Annotated in this window: 20 protein-coding genes, 2 pseudogenes and 1 riboswitch; of the genes and pseudogenes, 12 read left to right on the top strand and 10 right to left on the bottom strand. The window is 74.1% G+C overall.

The features are described 5' to 3' along the window. The 3 genes and pseudogenes from AB7F12_RS28175 to thpD all read left to right on the top strand — a co-directional run. A pseudogene (locus AB7F12_RS28175) lies at nt 1-168 on the top strand (diaminobutyrate--2-oxoglutarate transaminase); the annotation flags it as partial. Nucleotides 169-170: 2 nt separating this feature from the next. Beyond that, nucleotides 171-608 carry an ectoine synthase gene (locus AB7F12_RS28170; RefSeq protein WP_428498766.1) on the top strand — a complete coding sequence of 146 codons (438 nt, stop codon included), beginning with the start codon at nt 171-173 and terminating at the stop codon, nt 606-608. Further along, the gene (thpD, locus tag AB7F12_RS28165) at nt 609-1,520 is read left to right on the top strand and encodes an ectoine hydroxylase (protein WP_428498765.1); all 912 of its coding nucleotides are present in this window, start codon (nt 609-611) and stop codon (nt 1,518-1,520) included. Nucleotides 1,521-1,578: 58 nt separating this feature from the next. Here thpD and AB7F12_RS28160 read toward each other — a convergent pair whose 3' ends face one another. After that, the gene (locus AB7F12_RS28160) at nt 1,579-2,373 is read right to left on the bottom strand and encodes an SGNH/GDSL hydrolase family protein (RefSeq protein WP_428498764.1); all 795 of its coding nucleotides are present in this window, start codon (nt 2,371-2,373) and stop codon (nt 1,579-1,581) included. A gap of 154 nt (nt 2,374-2,527) precedes the next feature. On the opposite strand from AB7F12_RS28160, the gene AB7F12_RS28155 reads away from it, so the two are divergent. Both AB7F12_RS28155 and AB7F12_RS28150 read left to right on the top strand, forming a co-directional pair. After that, nucleotides 2,528-3,265 carry a DUF3159 domain-containing protein gene (locus AB7F12_RS28155; RefSeq protein ID WP_428498763.1) on the top strand — a complete coding sequence of 246 codons (738 nt, stop codon included), beginning with the start codon at nt 2,528-2,530 and terminating at the stop codon, nt 3,263-3,265. A 463-nt stretch (nt 3,266-3,728) separates the two neighbouring features. Beyond that, a complete protein-coding gene (locus AB7F12_RS28150) occupies nt 3,729-4,766 on the top strand; it encodes a hypothetical protein (protein ID WP_428498762.1) in 1,038 nt (345 codons plus the stop codon). 157 nt (nt 4,767-4,923) lie between these two features. Here AB7F12_RS28150 and thiE read toward each other — a convergent pair whose 3' ends face one another. Next, nucleotides 4,924-5,592 carry a thiamine phosphate synthase gene (gene thiE, locus AB7F12_RS28145; protein WP_428498761.1) on the bottom strand — a complete coding sequence of 223 codons (669 nt, stop codon included), beginning with the start codon at nt 5,590-5,592 and terminating at the stop codon, nt 4,924-4,926. 31 nt (nt 5,593-5,623) lie between these two features. Continuing rightward, nucleotides 5,624-5,732: riboswitch (TPP riboswitch) on the top strand. Between thiE and thiO the strand changes: the two genes are divergently transcribed. The 3 genes from thiO to AB7F12_RS28130 all read left to right on the top strand — a co-directional run bounded on the left by thiO (nt 5,726) and on the right by AB7F12_RS28130 (nt 7,850). Then, nucleotides 5,726-6,871: a glycine oxidase ThiO gene (thiO, locus tag AB7F12_RS28140; protein WP_428498760.1), complete on the top strand. Its 1,146-nt coding sequence runs from the start codon at nt 5,726-5,728 to the stop codon at nt 6,869-6,871. Its footprint overlaps the riboswitch before it by 7 nt. Beyond that, nucleotides 6,868-7,068, top strand: a complete 201-nt coding sequence (gene thiS, locus AB7F12_RS28135) for a sulfur carrier protein ThiS (RefSeq protein ID WP_428498759.1) — start codon at nt 6,868-6,870, stop codon at nt 7,066-7,068. The genes thiO and thiS overlap by 4 nt, the downstream gene beginning before the upstream one ends. A 5-nt stretch (nt 7,069-7,073) precedes the next feature. Next, entirely contained in the window at nt 7,074-7,850 is a 777-nt protein-coding gene (locus AB7F12_RS28130; RefSeq protein WP_428498758.1) for a thiazole synthase, read from the top strand. On the opposite strand, the gene AB7F12_RS28125 is transcribed toward AB7F12_RS28130, so the two are convergent. Together AB7F12_RS28125 and AB7F12_RS28120 are read right to left on the bottom strand one after the other, a co-directional pair. After that, nucleotides 7,847-8,371 (bottom strand): gamma carbonic anhydrase family protein, encoded by a 525-nt coding sequence (locus AB7F12_RS28125; protein WP_428498757.1) that lies wholly within the window; start codon nt 8,369-8,371, stop codon nt 7,847-7,849. The genes AB7F12_RS28130 and AB7F12_RS28125 overlap by 4 nt on opposite strands. A 17-nt stretch (nt 8,372-8,388) precedes the next feature. Further along, a complete protein-coding gene (locus AB7F12_RS28120; RefSeq protein WP_428498756.1) occupies nt 8,389-9,150 on the bottom strand; it encodes a DeoR/GlpR family DNA-binding transcription regulator in 762 nt (253 codons plus the stop codon). A gap of 57 nt (nt 9,151-9,207) precedes the next feature. Here AB7F12_RS28120 and AB7F12_RS28115 point away from each other — a divergent pair, with 57 nt between their 5' ends. After that, on the top strand, nt 9,208-10,410 hold the full coding sequence (locus AB7F12_RS28115; RefSeq protein ID WP_428518033.1) for an MFS transporter: 1,203 nt from the start codon (nt 9,208-9,210) through the stop codon (nt 10,408-10,410). Between the two features lie 89 nt (nt 10,411-10,499). Next, nucleotides 10,500-11,363 (top strand): Gmad2 immunoglobulin-like domain-containing protein, encoded by an 864-nt coding sequence (locus tag AB7F12_RS28110; RefSeq protein WP_428498754.1) that lies wholly within the window; start codon nt 10,500-10,502, stop codon nt 11,361-11,363. Nucleotides 11,364-11,431: 68 nt separating this feature from the next. Here AB7F12_RS28110 and AB7F12_RS28105 read toward each other — a convergent pair whose 3' ends face one another. The 3 genes from AB7F12_RS28105 to AB7F12_RS28095 are packed head-to-tail and all read right to left on the bottom strand — an operon-like array spanning nt 11,432 to nt 14,613. Beyond that, nucleotides 11,432-12,556 (bottom strand): XdhC family protein, encoded by a 1,125-nt coding sequence (locus AB7F12_RS28105; RefSeq protein WP_428498753.1) that lies wholly within the window; start codon nt 12,554-12,556, stop codon nt 11,432-11,434. Then, the gene (locus AB7F12_RS28100) at nt 12,549-13,697 is read right to left on the bottom strand and encodes a vWA domain-containing protein (RefSeq protein ID WP_428498752.1); all 1,149 of its coding nucleotides are present in this window, start codon (nt 13,695-13,697) and stop codon (nt 12,549-12,551) included. The genes AB7F12_RS28105 and AB7F12_RS28100 overlap by 8 nt, the downstream gene beginning before the upstream one ends. 19 nt (nt 13,698-13,716) lie before the next feature. Beyond that, nucleotides 13,717-14,613: an AAA family ATPase gene (locus tag AB7F12_RS28095; protein WP_428498751.1), complete on the bottom strand. Its 897-nt coding sequence runs from the start codon at nt 14,611-14,613 to the stop codon at nt 13,717-13,719. 556 nt (nt 14,614-15,169) lie between these two features. Here AB7F12_RS28095 and AB7F12_RS28090 point away from each other — a divergent pair. Then, nucleotides 15,170-15,763, top strand: a complete 594-nt coding sequence (locus AB7F12_RS28090; RefSeq protein WP_428498750.1) for a transglycosylase family protein — start codon at nt 15,170-15,172, stop codon at nt 15,761-15,763. Nucleotides 15,764-15,851: 88 nt separating this feature from the next. Here AB7F12_RS28090 and AB7F12_RS28085 read toward each other — a convergent pair. Further along, a pseudogene (locus AB7F12_RS28085) lies at nt 15,852-16,756 on the bottom strand (molybdenum cofactor biosynthesis protein MoaE). Further along, nucleotides 16,753-17,232: a cyclic pyranopterin monophosphate synthase MoaC gene (gene moaC / locus AB7F12_RS28080; protein ID WP_428498749.1), complete on the bottom strand. Its 480-nt coding sequence runs from the start codon at nt 17,230-17,232 to the stop codon at nt 16,753-16,755. Before moaC ends, AB7F12_RS28085 begins: the two are co-directional and overlap by 4 nt. 429 nt (nt 17,233-17,661) lie before the next feature. On the opposite strand from moaC, the gene AB7F12_RS28075 reads away from it, so the two are divergent. Continuing rightward, on the top strand, nt 17,662-18,342 hold the full coding sequence (locus AB7F12_RS28075; protein ID WP_428498748.1) for a transglycosylase family protein: 681 nt from the start codon (nt 17,662-17,664) through the stop codon (nt 18,340-18,342). A 515-nt stretch (nt 18,343-18,857) separates the two neighbouring features. Here AB7F12_RS28075 and AB7F12_RS28070 read toward each other — a convergent pair. After that, nucleotides 18,858-19,454: a nucleotidyltransferase family protein gene (locus AB7F12_RS28070; protein ID WP_428498747.1), complete on the bottom strand. Its 597-nt coding sequence runs from the start codon at nt 19,452-19,454 to the stop codon at nt 18,858-18,860.

Genomic DNA, 19,454 nt, shown 5'->3' with positions numbered 1-19,454 from the left:
GCCAAGGTCTGTGCCGCGGCGTTCGAACGTGGTCTGCTGATGGAGACCTCCGGCCCGAACAGCGAGGTCATGAAGGTGCTCCCGCCGCTGACCGTCAGCGACGCCGAGCTCGACGAGGGACTCGCGATCATCGCCGAGTCCGTCCGCACCGTGGTGAAGGGGGCCTGACCATGATCGTCCGGACGCTGGATGAGATCACCGACACCGAGCGCGACGTCAAGACGCCCAACTGGCGCAGCAAACGCATCGTCCTCGCCGACGACGGCGTCGGCTTCTCGGTTCACGAGACCGTGCTCGACGCGGGGTCGATCAACGACTTCTGGTACGCCAACCACATCGAGGCCGTGTTCATCACCGCCGGTGAGGGCGAGCTCTACGACAAGGACAACGACACCACCCACCAGCTCGGGCCGGGCTCGATCTACGTGCTCGACGGCAACGAGCGACACCAACTCCGACCCCGCACCGAGATGCGGACGGTCTGTGTGTTCAACCCGCCGGTCACGGGGCGCGAGGTGCACGACGAGAACGGCGTGTACCCGCTGATCACGATCACCCCCGGCGAGAAGGCCGGTACCGGGAAGGCGAAAGTGGAGGAGGCGAGCTGAATGACCGCTGTTGTCGGCGGTGATCGACGGATCGGCGACCGGTACCCCACGCGGATCGCGACGACCGCGTCGCTGATCGAGCGCGAGGAGCCGGCCGTCCGGGGCGGCCCCGAAGATGGCATGTTCGGGGTCCAGGAGCTGGAGGCGCACGAACGCGACGGGTTCGTGCAGGTCCCGCAGCTCCTGACGCCGGCCGAGGTCGCCGGGTACGCCGCCGAGCTGGACCGGCTGGCGACGGACCCGGACGTCCGCCGCGACGAGCGTTGTGTCGTGGAGAAGACGTCGAACGAGGTGCGCTCGATCTTCGAGGTGCACCGCATCAGCGACGCGATCGCGCGGTTGGTCGCCGACGAACGCGTCGCCGGCCGCGCCCGCCAGATCCTGGGCTCGGAGGTCTACGTCCACCAGAGCCGGATCAACTACAAGCCGGGTTTCGGTGGTGGCGGCTTCTACTGGCACTCCGACTTCGAGACCTGGCACGCCGAGGACGGCATGCCCGTCCCGCGGGCGGTCAGCTGCTCGATCTCGCTCACGGAGAACTTCCCGTACAACGGCTGCCTCATGATCATGCCGGGGTCGCACCGGACGTTCGTGTCCTGCGTCGGCGAGACCCCGGCCGACCACTACCGGGAGTCGCTGAAGGAGCAGGAGATCGGCACGCCGGACCCGGACAGCCTGACGGTGCTGGCCGACCGGCACGGCATCGCCATGCTCACCGGTTCCGCCGGGTCGGCGACGTTCTTCGACTCGAACTGCATGCACGGGTCGTCGGACAACATCTCGCCCTACCCGCGCTCGAACATCTTCGTGGTGTTCAACAGCGTCGAGAACGAGTGCGTCGAGCCGTTCTCGGCACCCGGGCGCCGGCCGGAGTTCATTGGCGCCCGCGACTTCACGCCCGTGCCGCACTGACGGACGTCGCGTCCCGCCGCCGGCCCCGCCCCGCTCCGGGTGGGGCCGGTCCCGTCTCTCAGACCCGGCGGCCCAGCCTGTCGTCCAACGGGACGACCGGTGCGAGCTCGGGCCGCTTCGGCAGGTAGCCGTCGCCGATCGCGATGCCCCGCAGGCGCTTGCGGACGTAGGGCATCACGTGGTCGCGGACCCACACCAGGTCCGACCGCTGACGCGAACCCCACCCGGGCGTCTCCGCCGCGGGCCACGGGGTGCGCCAGTCGGCCGGGACCGGCTCGCCCAGTGCCTCCAGCACTCGCAGCGCCACCCGCTCGTGCGCCTCCGGGGTCAGGTGCAGCCGGTCCTGGCTCCACGCGCGGGGATCGGCCAGCACGTCCATGCCCCACAGGTCGACGACCCGGCAGCCGTGCCGCTCGGCGCTGGCGCGCATGAGCTCGTTGTAGCAGGCGACGCGCCCCCGCAGCCTGCGCATCAGCAGGTGCATCCGCCGCAGGTCGAACCCCGTGAAGATCAGCACTTCGGCGCCGGTGGCCACCAGCCGGGCCAGCGCCGCGTCGAAACGCGCGGCGAGGTCGTCGGTGTCGCAGCGGAAGCCGATGATGTCGTTGCCGCCCGCGCAGAACGTGACGAGATCCGGCCGCATGCGCTCGGCGACCGGGATCTGCTCGGCGACGACCTGGTCGAGCATCTTGCCGCGGACCGCGAGGTTGGCGTACGTGAACTCGGGACGCCCAGCCGCGAGCCGCTCGGCGGTGCGGTCGGCCCACCCACGGGGCGAGCCGTCGTCCCAGAGGTCGTCCAGACCCTCCGTGAAGCTGTCGCCGATGGCGACGAAGGTGTTCCTCGCGCGCATGATGCCGTCCCCTCGATCCACTTCGGCACCACCCCGGACGCGTTCACCGGCACGTCACCCCACCGTCGGGTGGTGCTTGCGTCCAGGATCACCCAGGTTCGGTCCGGCGCGCCAGGGGGTGAACCGATCGCCGCAATAGGGCACCCTTACCTATGTGACCGTTCCCCCTCGGCCCGCCGAGCCGACCCTGCGCGAGATCCTGGGCGGGCGACGCGGCGCCCTCGACGCCACGATCCCCGTCGCCGCCTTCGTCGTGGCCTGGCTCGTCGCCGACCGCACCGCAGGCAGCGCCGCCGTCTCCTGGGGCGGAGGTGCCGCCGTCGTCGCCGCGATCCTGGTGGCGGGCTTCAGGATGGCGCGCGGGGGCAGGCCCCGATCGGTCCTGCTCGGCCTCATCCCGGTCGCCGTCGCCGTCGTGGTGGCCGTCGCGACCGGCCGGGCCGTCGACTTCTTCCTGGTCCAGATCGCGAGCAACGCCGGCAGCGCGCTCGCGTTCGCGGTGTCGATCGTCATCCGCCGGCCCCTGCTCGGGCTCGTCGTCGGGCTCGTCCTCGGGCAGGGGATGCGCTGGCGCCGTGACCCGGACCTGTTGCGCGCGTACTGCCGCGCCAGCTGGGTGTGGGTCGGCCAGTACCTCGTGCGGCTGGCCGTCTTTCTCCCGCTCTTCGCCGCCGGGCAGGTCGTCGCCCTCGGCATCGCCCGCATCGCGCTCACGTGGCCGCTCGTCGGGGCCTGCATCGCCGTCTCCTGGGTCGTGCTGCGCCGGTCGCTGCCCGACGAGCACCCGGGCCTGCTGCATCCCGTCGTCGACGGGGTGGCGGCGGTATCTCCGGCTCGTCCGAATCGTCACGGAGAGTCGTGGCGGCGCCACCCGTCTGAGGAAGATCGGTGACGGTTCGATAACGTCTACGGCTCCCGGTCCCCACGAAGGAGAGTGAAGGCACTCACTGTCGGTGATCAACGGGCGTGTTCCGCGGCCCGCCTGCGTTGGTACCGGTGACGACGGTGAGCGCACCGAACCGACGTGATCGCGAACAGGAGCCATGCGGTACCAGCAGTCCCCACCCCCGAACCCCGCCCCTGATCGGCACCCCGCTCCCCAGCAGCGCCGACACCCCGACCCCGAGGCGAACGACCCGGTGCCCGCAGGCCCGGCGGCGACGGGCCCACCCGGGCCCGGCCGCCCCGGCGCCCCCTGGCCGCCGGCACCGGCCCCGCCCGCCGGCACTCCGGGCGTGCCGACCCCTCGCCGTCCGCCGGGCGACCTGACGCCGGGCGCATCCGGCGGGACACCCCCCGGGGGGTTCGGTGCGACGCCGCCCGGTGGTGGGACGCCGTCCGGAGGATTCGGTGGGATGCCGTCCGGAGGATTCGGTGGGACGCCCCCCGGAGGGTTCGGTGGGACGCTGCCCGGCGGGTTCGCGCCCGGAGGATCCGGCCGGCACGCGCACGGGCACCGTGCCCCCGTCGGGGTCCGGACGCCGCCGACCGGACACCCGGCCCCCGGCGTGCCGCCCAGCCCCGGCCCGACCCGTCGCGACCCCGTCCCGGCCGGCAGCAGGCCCGACGACGCGACGACCAGCACCCGGCCCGACCCGGCGCCGCAGCCGGCCGCGAAGGCCGAGTACAACCTGCCCAAGATCATCGCCAGTAGTGGGGCGGCGGCGACGACCGCCGTCGTCGGCTCCTACTTCGGCGTCGCGGGCACCGTGGCCGGTGCCGCCCTCGCCGCGATCGTGACGTCGGTCGTGACCACCACGTTCCAGCGCGGCCTCGACACCACCACGCGCACCGTCCGGTCCCGCGTCGTCCGGCTCCGCCGCGACGACACCGGAGCCGAGGTCACCGCCGTCATGCCCGCGCCGGCCGGCGGACGTGGCGGCGACGACCCCGACGCGACTCGCGCGGTCGCCGATGCCGACGGCACCATCCGGCTCGGTGACCAGGACGCCGGCGGACGTGCGTCACGGTTCACGCCGAAGCGCATCGCGGTCATGGCCGGGGTCGCGGTGGTGGCGTTCGCGATCGGTCTGTTCGTGGTCACCGGCATCGAATGGGTCAAGGGATCGCCGATCTCCGGTGGCGAGTCCGGCACGTCGGTCGGCAGGGTGCTGCAACCCGCCTCCGGCGGTTCGGGCGGGCCGACGACCGTGGCGCCCGAGGACCCCGGGTCCGGCAGCGCGGGCAACGACTCCGACCCGGACACCGCGCCGACCCGGGAACCGAGGCAGCACAACAGCCCCGGCGACGGCTCCGCGACCAGCACCACCAGCCCTCCGACGACCACCGGAGCCACCCCCACCGCCCCCCGCGGCGGAGGCGGGGGCCTGTTGCCGAACCTGAACGGGTCCGGCGCGGGAGCCGGCGACAGCGGGAGCGGCTCGGGCGGCTGACCCGGCCCGCCTGTGGCGATCGTCTCCGGCGGACGGACGCAGGGATCCGGCGCTCGTGCACCACACCTGGTGATCACCGACGGCCCAGGTTCCGCGATCGGTGACCACCCCGGCCGGTGCGGGCTGCGTGGCCGGACCGATCGGGAGATCGGCCCGGTCAGGGGCGTAGGCGGGCGGCCAGGGCGCGCGCCGCGGCCCCCGGGTCCTCGGCCTCGGTGATCACCCGGACCACGACGATCCGCCGGGCGCCGGCGTCGAGGACCTCGTCGAGCCGGTCGTGGTCGATGCCGCCGATGGCGAACCAGGGGCGGTCGGGGGCGCGGCCGGCGACGGTGCGCACCAGGTCGAGGCCGGGAGCGGGGCGGCCGGGTTTGGTCGGCGTGGGCCAGCAGGGGCCGGCGCAGAAGTAGTCGACGCCCGCTTCGGCGGCGGCGGTGGCGGTCTCGTCGGAGCTGTGGGCGGAGCGGCCGACGACGACGTCGTCGCCGACGATGCGCCGGGCCCACTCGACGGGCAGGTCGTCCTGGCCGAGGTGCAGGACGTCGGCGCCGGCGGCGAGGGCGACGTCGGCGCGGTCGTTGACGGCCAGCAGCGCGCCGTGGCGGGCGCAGGCCTCGGCCAGGGTCTCGAGGGCGGCGAGCTCGGCGCGGGCTTCGAGGGGGCCCTCGGTTCCCTTGTCGCGCAGCTGGATGATGTCGACCCCGCCGGCGAGGGCGGCGTCGGCGAACTCGGCGAGGTCGCCGCGGGCGCGGCGGGCGTCGGTGCAGAGGTACAGGCGGGCGTCGGCGAGGCGGGCGCGCCGGGAATCACCGTCGGGGATGGGCACGACGGGAAACCCTACGGCGTAGGCTGGCCGGCAGGTGACGCACGGGAGCCCGGACAGCGGGCTGAGAGGGGACGCGAGCCGTCCCGACCGTCGAACCTGATCCGGGTCATGCCGGCGCAGGGAGCGGATGGAGATGACGATCGACAGCAGCATGCGACTGGCCGTGGTGGGCGGTGGGGTCGTCGGGCTCTCGTGCGCCTGGCGCGCGGCCGCCGAGGGTGCCCGGGTCACGCTCGTCGACGCGGCACCGGGGTCGGGTGCGTCATGGGTGGCGGGCGGGATGCTCGCCCCGGTGACGGAGGCGTGGCCGGGCGAGGAGGCGCTGCTCGCGCTGGGCGTGGAGTCGGTGCGGCTGTGGCCGGGCTTCGCCGCGCGGCTCGCCGACGCGGCGGGCAGGGAGCCGGGGCTGCGGGCGGAGGGGACGGTCGTCGCCGCCACCGGCAGCGGTGACCGCGCCGAGCTGGAGACGCTCGCGACGTATCTCGACGGGCTGGGCCGCCCCGTGCAGCGCCTGTCGGGCCGGGAGCTGCGGCGGCTGGAGCCGGCGATCGGGCCGGAAGTCCGGGGCGGGCTGTCGGTGCCCGACGACCTGGCCGTCGACAACAGGATGCTGCTCGCCGCGCTGCGTGCGGCGGCGGAGAAGGCGGGCGTCGGTCTCGTCGCCCGCAACGCCGCCGCGGTGGTCGACGGCGGCACCCGGGTCACGGGTGTGACGTGCGACGACGGGACGTTCGTCGAGGCGGACGCGGTGGTGGTCGCGGCGGGGGCGTGGTCGTCGGCGTTGCACCCGGCGCTCGGCGGGATGGTGCGCCCGGTGAAGGGCGAGATCCTGCGGCTGGGCCATCGCGCGGGTGCGTTCCCGGCGCCCGCGCGGACGGTGCGCGCGCTCGTCGACGGCCGGCCGGTGTACGCGGTGCCGCGTGACGCGGGTGGGCTGGTGATCGGGGCGACGCAGGCCGACGTGGGGTTCGACCTGGAACCGACGGTAGGCGGCGTGCGGGACCTGCTGCGCGACGTGGAGCGGGTGCTGCCCGGTGTCGCGGAGTTCGCGTTGCTCGAGGTGGCGGCCGGGGTGCGGCCCGGGAGCCCGGACAACCTGCCGCTGATCGGCCCGGTCGGGCCGGCGGGTCTGCTCGTGGCGAGCGGGCACCACCGCAACGGGATCCTGCTCGCACCGGTGACCGCGGAGGCGATCGTGGGGCTGCTGGCGGACGGGGCGGCGACCGACGTGGTGCGGGTCGCCGACCCGGCCCGTCTGCTCAGGAGGGCGAACGGATGACCGTGTGGATCAACGGGTCCGAGCACGAGCTCGGCGAGGGCGCGAGCGTGCTCGACGCGCTGGACGCGATGGGCGCGCCGCGGGTGGGTGTCGCGGTTGCCGTCGACGCCGAGGTGGTGCCGAAGGCCGAGTGGGGCACGACGGCGTTGGCGGCCGGCAGCCGCGTCGAGGTCCTGACCGCGGTGCAGGGAGGGTGAGCGTGATGGGCGACGACCAGCTGGTCATCGGCGGCCGAAAGATCGGGTCGCGGCTGATCATGGGTACCGGCGGTGCCGGGAACCTGGAGATCCTGGAACGGGCGCTCGTGGCGTCGGCGACGGCGTTGACGACGGTGGCGATGCGCCGGATCGACGCCACGACCGGTACCGGGGTGCTCGACCTGCTGCGCCGCCTGGGCATCGAGGTCCTGCCCAACACGGCGGGCTGCCGCAGCGCCGCGGAGGCGGTGCTCACGGCGCGGCTGGCCCGTGAGGCGCTGGAGACGGACCTGGTGAAGCTGGAGGTTGTGGCCGACGAGCGGACGTTGCTGCCCGACCCGATCGAGCTGCTCGACGCGGCGGAGCAGCTCGTCGACGACGGGTTCACCGTGCTGCCGTACACGAACGACGACCCGGTGCTGGCGCGGCGGCTGGAGTCGGTGGGGTGCGCGGCGGTGATGCCGCTGGGCTCGCCGATCGGCACCGGGCTCGGCATCCGCAACCCGCACAACATCGCGATGATCGTCGAGCAGGCCGGGGTGCCGGTCGTGCTGGACGCGGGGATCGGCACGGCGTCGGAGGCGGCGCAGGCCATGGAGCTGGGCTGTGACGCCGTGCTGCTGGCCACGGCGGTGACCCGCGCGGGCGATCCGGAGCGGATGGCACACGCGATGCGGCTGGCCGTCGAGGCGGGTCGGGCCGCGCACGGTGCGGGCCGGATCCCGCGCCGGTACTGGGCGCAGGCGTCGTCGCCCGACGTGGACCCGTCCGCGGCCTACTAGACGGGCTCGACGCCGTCGCGGTGGCGGCGGGCCAGCAGCCGGTACGCCTCGGGGTTGGTCCGCACCCACCAGGCGGCGGAGCCGGTGAGCGGCCCCCGCGGTGAGGCGGTGACGTCGCCGAGGACGAGGGTGCCGTCGTCGACGACCTTGTTGGGGGCCACGGTGGAGCCTGCGCCGACGAGGCAGCGGGCGCCGATGCGGGCGCCGTCCTGGATGGTGGCGCCGTTGCCGATGACGGCCTCGGCGCCGATGACGCAGCCGTGCACGACGCACAGGTGGCCGATGGTGGCGCCGGGGCCGACCTCGGTGATCGGGTCGTCGCCGCCGTGCAGGACGGAGCCGTCCTGCACGTTCGCGCCCTCGCGGACGACGATCCGGCCGAAGTCGGCGCGGAGCACGGCGTTGTACCAGATCGAGGCGTGGGCCTCGACGTGCACGTCGCCGACCAGCGTCGCCGTGGGAGCGATCCAGGCGTCGGGGTGCACGGTGGGCGAGACGCCTTCGAACGAGAACAGCGGCATGGGCCGAGCTTGCCGGATCAGTCGCCGACGAACCGGATCAGGGTGCCGGCCTCGGTGAGCGCGGCGACCTCGGCCGCTGGTGCGCCGGCCTCGGTGACGACGACGTCGATCGCCGACGGCGGGCAGACCCGGGCGAGCGCCGTGCGGCCGAGCTTGGCGCCCTCGGTGACGACGACGACCCGGCGGGCCGAGGCGATCGCAGCCTTCTTGACGGCGGCTTCGTCGAGGTCGTAGGCGGTGAGGCCGTCGGCGGCGGTGAGGCCGCAGCAGCCGAGCACGGCGGTGTCGACGCGCAGCCGGTCGATGCCGTCGCAGGCCATCGGGCCGATGAACGTGAGCTCGCCGGCGCGGACGGCGCCGCCGGGGGAGAGGACGGTGAGCGACGGCGTGGGGACCAGTGAGGCGAGCGCGTGGACCGAGAGGGCGAGGACGGTGAGCCGGCGGCCGTTGAGGGCCCGGGCGACCTCGAGGCAGGTCGTGCCGCCGTCGACCAGCACGGACTCGCCGTCGGCGACGAGCGCGGCGACCTCCCCGGCGAGGCGGCGCTTGACGTCGAGCCGGTCGGCGGAGCGGGCGCCGTAGGGAAGTTCGGTGCCGCGCAGCAGGCTGCGGGCGCCGCCGCGGTAGCGCTCGACGACGCCGCGGTCGGCGAGGACGTCGAGGTCGCGGCGGATGGTCATCTCGGAGGCGCCGGTGGCCTCGGCGAGCTCGGCGATGCCGACCTCACCGGCCGCCGAGACCAGCTCGACGATGTGACGCTGCCGCTCCGCACTTGCCATACGACAGATTGAACAGCAATCTTGTTCGAAACACCATTCTTCTCACACGAGGTCTCGATGAGCGTCGCACCGACAGAGCTGCGAAGGGCACGCATCGCCACCTTCGCCCTGTTCGCGACGAACGGACTCGTCATGGGCGCGTGGGTCGTCCAGATCCCGGCGATCGAACGCCAGACCGGCGTCGGGCACGCGCTGCTCGGGCTGCTGCTGCTCGTCCTCGGTGGGGGCGCGTTCGTCGGCATGCAGGTGTGCGGGCCGCTGTCGGACCGGGTCGGCGCCCGGCTGGTCGCCCCGATCGCCGCCGCGCTCTGCGCGCTCGCGCTGATCGGACCCGCCCTCGTGGGCGACGCCATCGGCCTCGCGGTCGCGCTGCTGCTGCTCGGGCTCGGCAACGGAGCCCTCGACGTCGCGATGAACGCCCACGCCGTGCAGGTCGAACGGCACGCCGGCCGGCCGATCATGTCGGCATTCCACGCGACGTACTCGCTCGGCGCGGGCGCCGCGGCGCTGCTCGGCGGGCTCCTGCAGGCCCTCGCGGCCGGGCCGCTGGTCCCCGCACTGGTCGTCGCCGGGACAGGTGTCGCCGTGGCGGCCTCGACACGACCGTTCCTGCTGCCGCGCGACCAGGTCCCCGACGCCACGACGGCCGACCCGCACGCGGGCGGGCGGGTCCGCACACCCGGCCGAATCTGGGGTCTCGCCCTGCTCGGGCTGTGCTTCTTCCTCGCCGAGGGCGTCGCCAACGACTGGAGCACCCTCGACCTGACGTCCGTGCACGGCGCGACGCCCGCCCTCGCCGCCGCGGCCTACATCGGGTTCTCGGTGGCGATGACGGCCGGGCGGCTCGTCGCGGACCGGGTCACGGCCCGCGTCGGACCGGTCGCGGTCGTCCGCTGGGGCGGGCTGACCGGGGCGCTGGGACTGACGGTCGTGGTCGTGGCGCCGTCGGTACCGCTCGCCGTCGTCGGCTGGACGGTGTTCGGGCTCGGCGTCTCCGGCTGCGTCCCGCAGCTGTTCAGCGCGGCCGGCGCCGGCGACCCGCGGACGTCCGGGACGTTCGTCGCCCGGGTCGCGGGACTCGGCTACCTGGGCATGCTCGCCGGACCGGCGGTCATCGGCCCGCTGACGGCGCTGATGCCGCTCAACGTGGCGTTCCTGCTCCCGGCCGTGCTGTGCGCCGCCGCGGCCGCGGGTGCGCGGCGGGTCCGCCCGCTGCCCCGCCACGATGCGGTCATGTCGAGGGGGACCGCGAGGTCGTGAGTGGTGTATGGTCGCCATCGCGACCATTCACCACTGACGGGGGGTGTGTCGTGTTCCTCGGTCGGCACCCGATCCGAGACCCTGGGCCGGTGCGCCCTCCTCGTGTCCGACGGCTCGTCGTCGCCGCCCTCGTCGTCCTGCTCGCCGGCGGTGCCGCCGCCTGCACCGGGAGCGGCAACGCCGACGACCGCCGGATCCCGGCCAACCCGGGCGCCCCGACGGGCGCCCCGACGAGCGCCCCGCCCGCGACCCGGGCGGTGCCCGTCTACTACGCCGCCGACACCCCGGCCGGGACCCGGCTCTTCCGTGAGTTCCACGCCGTGGCCCCCGGCGACCCCGCCACCACCGCCGTCCGCGAGCTGCTCGGCACCCCGGCGATCGACCCCGACTACCGCACCCTCTGGCCGACCGGCGTCACCCCGCGCGGACCGGTGACCCACGGCGGCGGCGAGATCGTCGTCGACCTCACCGGGATCGGCCGCGCGCCCGCGTCGAAGGCCGTCGCACGCCTTGCGCTGCAACAGCTCGTCTACACCGTGCAAGGGGCGCTGCAGTCGACCGACCCGGTCCGGGTCCTCGTCGACGGGCAACGCGCCGACCAGCTGTGGGAGCTCGCCGACATCAGCGTGCCCGTCGTCCGCGCCGAGCAGACGTCCGTGCGTTCGCTCGTGCAGATCGACGCGCCCGCCGACGGCGCCACCGTCGGCCGCGAGGTCGTCGTCACCGGCGAGGCGGCGGTGTTCGAGGCGACGCTGCCGTGGGAGGTCCGACAGGACGGGCGCGTCGTCACCTCCGGCGTCGCGACGACCGCCGAGGGACAGCGGTTCAGCCCTTACCGGTTCACCGTCACCCTCGAACCGGGCGACTACGAGCTCGTCGTGACGGAGGACGACCCCTCGGGCGGCGCCGGACGCGCGCCGCTGACCGACACGAAGCGGATCAGCGTGCGCTAGCCAGCCGCCCCGCGGACGACCCCACCTCCCGGTCAGGAACGCCCCCTCCGAAAGGAGGGGGCGCCCGATCAGGAGCCCGTGGCCAGGTGGATGGGACCCTCGCGGTCGGCCAGCCGGACACCGTCGCCACCCCAGTGCAGGGCGATCATCTCGGCGGCGATCGACACGGCCGTCTCCTCCGGGGTGCGGGCTCCCAGGTCGAGCCCGATGGGGCTCGACATCCGGGCCAGCTCCGCCTCGGTCAACCCGATCTCGCGCAGCCGCTCCAGCCGGTCCTCGTGGGTGCGCCGCGACCCCATCGCGCCGATGTAGCCGACCTCGGGCAGCCGCAGCGCGACCTCCAGGACGGGCACGTCGAACTTCGGGTCGTGGGTGAGCACCGTGATGACGGTCCGCGAGTCGACGCGGCCGGCCTTGGCCTCGGCCTCCAGGTACCGGTGCGGCCACTCGACGACGACCTCGTTGGCCCCCGGGAACCGGCTCGCCGTGGCGAACACCGGGCGGGCGTCGCACACCGTCACGCGGTAGCCGAGAAAGTTGCCCATCTTGGCGACGGCCGCCGCGAAGTCGATGGCGCCGAACACGATCATGCGCGGCGGCGGCGCGAACGACTCCACGAACACGTCGAGCCCCTCGCCCCGGCGCTGCCCGTCGACGCCGTAGTGCAGCGTCGCGTTGCGGCCCGCGGCCAGCAGACCGCGCACGTCGTCACGGACGGCCTCGTCGAGCCGCTCCGAGCCTGTGGAGCCGTCGACCGACTCCGGCCACACGATGAGGCGCTTGCCGAGCCGCTGCTCCGGGCCGGCGACGACCGTGGCCACCGCCACGGGCGACTCGTCGCGGATAGCGTCGGCGACCGTCCCCAGCTGCGCGTACGTCTCCGGCGACACCTTCTCGACGTAGATGTCGAGGATCCCGCCGCACGTCAGACCCACGGAGAACGCGTCGTCGTCGGACACGCCGTAGCGCTGCAGCCGCGGCCGCCCGTCGGCCAGCACCTCGCCGCCGAGCTCGTAGACCGCGCCCTCGACGCAGCCGCCCGACACGCTCCCCACCGCCTCGCCGGCCGGTCCGACCAGCATCGACGCTCCGGGCTGGCGCGGAGCCGACCGGAACGTCCCGACAACCGTCGCGAGCGCCGCCTCCTGCCCGTTCTTCCACCAGCCCTCGAGCTGATCGATCACATCACGCATGCTGCACCACCCTGAGCAGTCGTTCGAGCGTGTCCAGGCTGTGGCCCGCCAACAACTCGTCCAAGTACGGGAGAGCGGCCACTATTCCCCCCTGTACCGGCGCGTACCCGTCCTTGCCCGCGTGCGGGTTGACCCAGACCAGCCGGTGCGCGAGCCGTCCCAGCCGCGCCATCTGCTCGCCCAGCATGGCGGTGTCGCCCCGCTCCCAGCCGTCGGAGAACACGACGACGACCGCACGTCGCGCCGCCCCGCGCTGGCCCCAGCGATCGACGAACGCGCGCAGTACCTCGCCCAGGCGCGTCCCACCCGACCAGTCGGGGATCGCCTTGCCCGCCGCGTGCAACGCGTGCTCCGGGTCGCGCATCCGCAGCTCGCGGGTGACCCGAGTCAGCCGGGTGCCGAGCGTGAACACCTCCACCGAGGCCGGCGAGCGCCGCACCACGACGTGGGCGAACCGCAGCAACGAGTCGGCGTAGGGCTCCATCGACCCCGAGACGTCGATGAGCAGCACCACCTTGCGCGGACGCCGCGACCGCGACCGGCGTCGCAGCTCCCGCAGCTCACCCTGGTTGCGCAGCGCCGCCCGCAGCGTCCGGCCGGGGTCGGGCTCGCCGTGGCGGGCGGGCCGCAGCCGCCGCGACGCGCGCGTCGGCGGCTCCGGACGCAACATCGCCAGCAGCATCCGCAGGTGCTCGCGCTCGACCGGGGACATGTCGCCGAGGTCCCGGTGGCGCAGCACCTCGTTCCCGCTGGCAGTCGCCTTGATCTGCTCGCCGTCGTCGTCCTCGGCGTCGCCGCCCTCCTCCGGGTTCACCGTCAGCGACGCGAGCTTCGGCGGGGGCGGGGGCCGCTCGTCGACGATCCGCGTCGTCCCCCCGCGCGGCGGGGAGAACCAGGCGTCGAAGGCCATGTCGAAGCGCGGCAGGTCGTCCGGGTCCGAGCACAGCGTGAGCCGCCCCGCCCAGTACGTCTGCAGCCTGCTGGTGACGTCGAGCTCGTCGAGCGCGCTGAGAAACGCCGCGACGCGGTCGGTGGTGATCGGCAGACCGGCACCGCGCAGCACAGCGGTGAAGCCGACCAGCCCCGCGATCGGGTCGGCGTCGTCGTCGGTGTCGCTGAGGGCCGGGGCTCCGGGCATCATCGGCGCGCTCCGCCCCGGCTCAGGATGCGAGCAGGGCGTCGAGCTGGTCGCGCACCCGGTCGGCGTCCTCGCGGTACTTGAGCACGGCACCCAGCGTCGCGGCAGCGCTGTCGACATCGAGCGTCGTCGCACCGACCAGCTGCAGGGCCTGTGCCCAGTCGATCGACTCGGCGACCCCGGGCGGCTTGAGCAGCTCGGCCCGGCGCAGCTTCGCGACGGTCGTCGCCACCTGGGTGGCCAGCCGCTCCGGCACCCCGGGCAGCCTGCTGCGCAGGATGTCGATCTCGCGACGCACGTCGGGGTGGTCGAGCCAGAGGTAGAGGCAGCGCCGCTTGAGGGCGTCGTGGACCTCGCGCGTGCGGTTGGACGTCAGGACGACCAGCGGCGGCGTCGTCGCCCGGATCTCCCCGAGCTCGGGGATCGTCACCGCGTGCTCGGTGAGCACCTCCAGGAGGAAGGCCTCGAACTCGTCGTCGGCACGGTCGACCTCGTCGATGAGCAGCACGCTCGGCGTCGTCGTCAGGGCGCGCAGGATCGGCCGCGACAGCAGGAAGCGCCGGTCGTACAACGAGGCCTCGACGGCATCGGCGTCGAGCGTGGCCCCTTCGGCGCCCGCGGTCGCCTCGAGGGCGCGCAGGTGCAGCAGCTGGCGCGGGAAGTCCCAGTCGTAGAGGGCCTGGGAGGCGTCGATGCCGTCGTGGCACTGCAGCCGGATCAGCTCGGCGCCGGTCACCTGGGCGAGCGCCTGGGCCAGCGCGGTCTTGCCGGTGCCCGGCTCCCCCTCGCAGAACAGCGGCCGCCCCATTCGCATCGCGAGGAAGGCGGCGGTGGCGAGGCCGTCGTCGGGCAGATAGCCGGTGGCCCGGAGGGCATCGGCGAGCTCGGTGGGGGACGCGGGCGCCGCGGGGGCGGTCACGACCGTGCCCCCGCGTCGGGCCCGGTGCGGGAAGAACGTCGGTTCACCTCACCAGCATGGCGGACGGGGCGGCCCCGGGCCAGGTGTGACGGGGGTCGCCATCGCACGGAGGGTGATCGACAGGTCACCGATTGTCGACGTATTCGATGTGACCCGGTCGACAACATTTCCGATTTGGTTCTAATGTTTCGGGCGTGATCGTTTCGTGATTCAGCGAGTCTGACCTGGGGATCTCGACCCGTCGGCAAGTATTTCCCGGACGTTACAGTGACGATGGTCACTCAGGATCGATTTGACCGAACGGCCCTCCGAAAACGTAGCGTTCCCGCTCGGTCGCTCCGTCATGGGGTGGCCGAATACATCCGGAACCGCCGCTCCCGGCTCCCTGTCCCGCGGTTTCCGGTCCGTCGAGTGGAAAAGACGGGGCAGGGCGAGGAAGCAATTTCCGGAATGCAAGCAATTGTGTTCCGAGGCACGGACGGTCCCGACCGTCCACGGGCACCCCCCCCGCCCGGCCTCCTGGAATTCCTCGGGCGAGCGGTAGGAGAGCAACGACATGACGCTCGTCTCCAAGCGGAGCATCGCGCGCCTGCTGGTCGCCGGCGCGGTCGTCGTCGGCGCCCCGGTCGCCGTCGCCGGCACGGCCAACGCCGCCGGCGCCGACGCGTGGGACCGCCTTGCCCAGTGCGAGAGCGGCGGCAACTGGGCCATCAACACCGGCAACGGTTTCTACGGTGGCCTGCAGTTCACCCTGAGCACCTGGAAGGCCTTCGGCGGCACCGGAATGCCGCAGAACGCCTCCCGCGCGCAGCAGATCGCTGTCGCGGAGCGGGTGCTCGCCGGGCAGGGCTGGGGCGCATGGCCCGCCTGCTCGCGCAAGCTCGGCCTCTCCGGCACCCCGCCGAAGATCGGCACCGTGACCACCCCGCAGCGCGCCTCGGCGCCGGTCGTGCCCAAGGCGCCCGTCGCGCCGAAGGCCCCGGTCGCCCCTGCCGCCCCGGGCGCCACCTACACCGTCGTCGCGGGCGACACCCTGTCGAAGATCGCGGTTGCCCACGGCACCACGTGGCAGGCGCTGTTCGACAAGAACCGCAACGTGCTCAACGACCCGAACCTCATCGGCGTGGGCCAGGTCCTGGCCGTCGGCTGACGACGTCCTCCGGGCCGTCGCACCTGGTTCGCCCTGCACCGCAGGGTGTGCCGGGGGCGGCGGCCCGAGGTCGTCCCGGGGCCGGGTCTCAGGTCGAGTTGACCCACTCGTCGGTGCCGTCGGTGAAGACCTGGTGCTTCCACACCGGCAGCAGCCGCTTCACCTCGTCCACCAGCTCCGCGCAGACCGCGAACGCGTCCTGACGGTGGTCCGCGGCAACGGCGCAGGCCAGCGCCACGTCACCGATCTCCAGCAGCCCGACGCGATGGCTCACCGCGATCGCCCGGACGCCCGCGGCCCGGCCCGCCACCTCGGCGGCCACCTCGGCCACGACCCGCCCGGCCGTCGGGTGCGCGCTGTACTCCAGCCCCCGCACCGACCGGCCGCCGTCGTGGTCGCGCACGACCCCCGCGAACGTCACCACCGCTCCCGCCTGGGCACGGTCGACGAGCCGGGCGTGCTCGTCGACGTCCAGCGGCTCCTCTCCGACCATGGCGCGCAACACGTCCGCCATCAGTGATCGCCTCCTCGCAGCTGGTCGACGGCATGGTCGAGGACGTCGTCGAGGACCGCCAGGCCGTCGCGGACCCCGCCGGTCGACCCGGGCAGATTGACGACGAGCGTCCGGCCCACCACGCCCGCGAGCCCGCGCGACAGGATCGCCGCCGGGACCTTCGGGGCGCCCGCCGCGCGGATCGCGTCGGCCAGGCCCGGGACCTCGTAGTCGAGCAGCGCGCGGGTGACCTCGGGCGTCGCGTCGGTGGGGGAGATGCCCGTCCCGCCGGTGGTGACGACCACGTCGACACCCGTGGCCACCGCTCCCCGCAGCGCCTCCCCGACCGGCTCGCCGTCGGCCGCGACAGTGGCGTCGGGACACTCATATCCCTTGGCGCGCAACCACTCCACGATGATCGGGCCGCCGCGGTCGGGATAGACCCCGGCGGCGGCACGGTTGGACGCGGTGACGACGTGCGCCCGCCGCGGGGTGCTCACGACCGCTCCTCGGGACGGACCCAGCTGCCCGTCTTGCCACCGTCCTTGCGCTCGACGCGGACGGCGTCGAGCACTGCCGCGGGGTCGACCGCCTTGACCATGTCGTGCAGGGCGAGCCCGGCGACGGCGACGGCCGTCAGCGCCTCCATCTCGACGCCCGTGCGGTCGGTCGTGCGTACGGTGGCCCGGATGCGGACCCGGTCGTCGTCGGGCTCGAGATCGACGACGACGCCGCTCAGCGCGATCGGATGGCACAACGGAACGAGATCCGGGGTGCGCTTGGCGCCCATGATCCCCGCGATGCGGGCCGTCGCCAGCGCGTCGCCCTTCGGGAGGCCGTCACGGCGCAGCAGCTCGACCACCTCGCGGGTGGTGTGCAGCACGCCGGTGGCCACCGCGGTGCGCGCGGTCGGCTCCTTGCCGGTGACGTCGACCATGCGGGCGGCACCGGCGCTGTCGATGTGGGTGAACTCCACGACCGCGACCCTACGGTGTCGACCGGGGCCGGGTCGGCCGCGGCTCCCCCGGCGCCCCCCGGAACTAGGAATGTGACATGTATCACATTCACGCAACCTGTCGTATCGAAATCCAGCTGTTGTCGTTCCGTGATACACGCCCGGTCACCTGCGGAAACACAAGAATGTCATGAGGCTGGGGCAGGAACCCCTTGACATTCCTTTCACTCGATCGAGTTTGCGATCCGCGAGAGGGCACGTAGCGTCGCCGACGGCCCGCTCCGAACTCCCCTGACGGTCGGGTCTCGGAACCGTTGCGCGAGTCCTGTCCGACGGTCCCGATTCCCCGACAGCATCCGCTGGGCAGGACGGAGAACGCGGTTCCCCGAGAACCGCGCCGCCGGAACCCCCCCCGGCCGGAATCCGCACGCGCGGCGACGGAGAAATGCCATGGCCCGCTACCGCGGTCAGCACCGGAAACCCACCAGCACCGCCCGCACGCTCGGCCGCGCAGCCCTCGCCGGCGTCGTCGTCGGCAGCCCGCTCGTCGCTCTCGCGCCCGCCGCCAACGCGGCGACCGACGCCACCTGGGACCGCGTCGCGGCCTGCGAGAGCGGCGGCAACTGGAGCATCAACACCGGAAACGGCTACTACGGCGGCCTGCAGTTCAGCGCGTCGACCTGGAAGGCCTTCGGCGGCACCGCCTACGCCGCGACCGCGAACCAGGCCACCAAGGCCGAACAGATCGCCGTCGCCGAGAAGGTCCTCGCCGGCCAGGGCTGGGGCGCCTGGCCCGTCTGCTCCAAGAAGGCCGGCGCCAGCGGCGGCTCCACCCCGCGCGAGGTCCCCGCGGGCGGCAGCGCCGCCACCACCGCGCCCAAGGCCCCGAAGAAGACCACGACGCAGGCGCCGCCGAAGACCCAGGCCGCCAAGCCCGCCGAGGAGAAGATCCGCGCCTCCCAGCCCGCCGACGCCGCCACCGGCACCTACACCGTCGTCGCAGGCGACACGCTCAGCGAGATCGCGACCGCACACAAGGTCGCCGGCGGCTGGAAGGCGCTCGTCGCGAAGAACCCGCAGTGCGCCGACAACCCGAACCTGATCCACCCGGGCGACAAGATCGCCGTCTGACCGGACTTCTGCGGCGCGACACCCCGACCGGTGCCACGGTCCGGTGTCGCATCCCGACGGCCGTCGCGGCCCTCCCCGCGGCGGCCGTCGGCCCGTTCCGGGGCGTCGCCCGTGGGCCGGCGGTTCACCGCCCCGCCGGCGCCCCGAGCTCCCGGGACCCTGGTCCCCCGACTCTGCGTGCCGTTCCCCGGGCTCCACGTGTTCCCGGTGCCGCGCCGTGTCCGCGGGGTCTGTGCGCCGGGTCCCGGGCCGGCCTGCCGGGTTCGCGGACGCGTGTGCCGGGGTTGCGGGCCCCGCGTGTCGATTCCCGGAACCTCGTGGCGTCCGGGCGACGGGCAGATGCGCGGAGCCGTCCCCGGCGTGTGGTGAGCGTCGGCGGCTCGTCCTGGTGACCCGCTCGGCTCGCGGCGCGGGGACGAACGTGTCGTCAGGGCTGTCGGGCCGCCCTCACGACACGCTCGCCGGCGGCCGCGGGCGGCGGGCGGCGGGCGGCGGCCGCGGGCGAGCGGCGCGGGTCAGCTGCCGGATTCCAGCGCGGAGCCTCGACGAGCCAACTGCTCAGGGGTGTCGACGTCGTCGGGCTCCGCGACGTCGCCGCACTCCACCAGGACGACGTCGGGATTCCCCGCGAGATAGCCACGGGCCCCCGCATCGCCCGTCGCGGCCCCGGCGACGGCCGCCCAGTGGTCGCGGCCCAGCAGGACGGGGTGGCCCGCACGGCCGTCGTAGGCCGCACGGGCGAGCGCGGCGGGGGTGTCCCCGGAGGCCGCCAAGCGGGCCACCGCCGCCGCCGTGACGCCGGGCAGGTCGACCAGGTGCACGATCGCGGCCGTGACACCCGGCAAGGGCTCCAGGGCCGCCAGGCCGGCACGCAGCGAGGCGCCCATGCCGTCGGCCCACCCCGGGGCCTCCACCGCGGTCACATCGGCAGGGAGCAGGGCCCGCACCTCGGCGGCCGCGGCACCCACCACGACGACGAGCGGGGCGCACCCCGCGGCGCGCAACACGTCGACGGCCCGCAGGACGAGCGGGCGGCCGTCGAGCCGCACGAGTGCCTTCGGCCCGCCCATCCGGCGGCCGGCCCCGGCCGCCAGCAACAGGCCCGCAGGCAC

The sequence above is a fragment of the Pseudonocardia sp. genome, assembly GCF_050250275.1.
Lineage (GTDB): Bacteria > Actinomycetota > Actinomycetes > Mycobacteriales > Pseudonocardiaceae > Pseudonocardia.
This window is presented reverse-complemented; position numbering and strand designations above follow the sequence as displayed.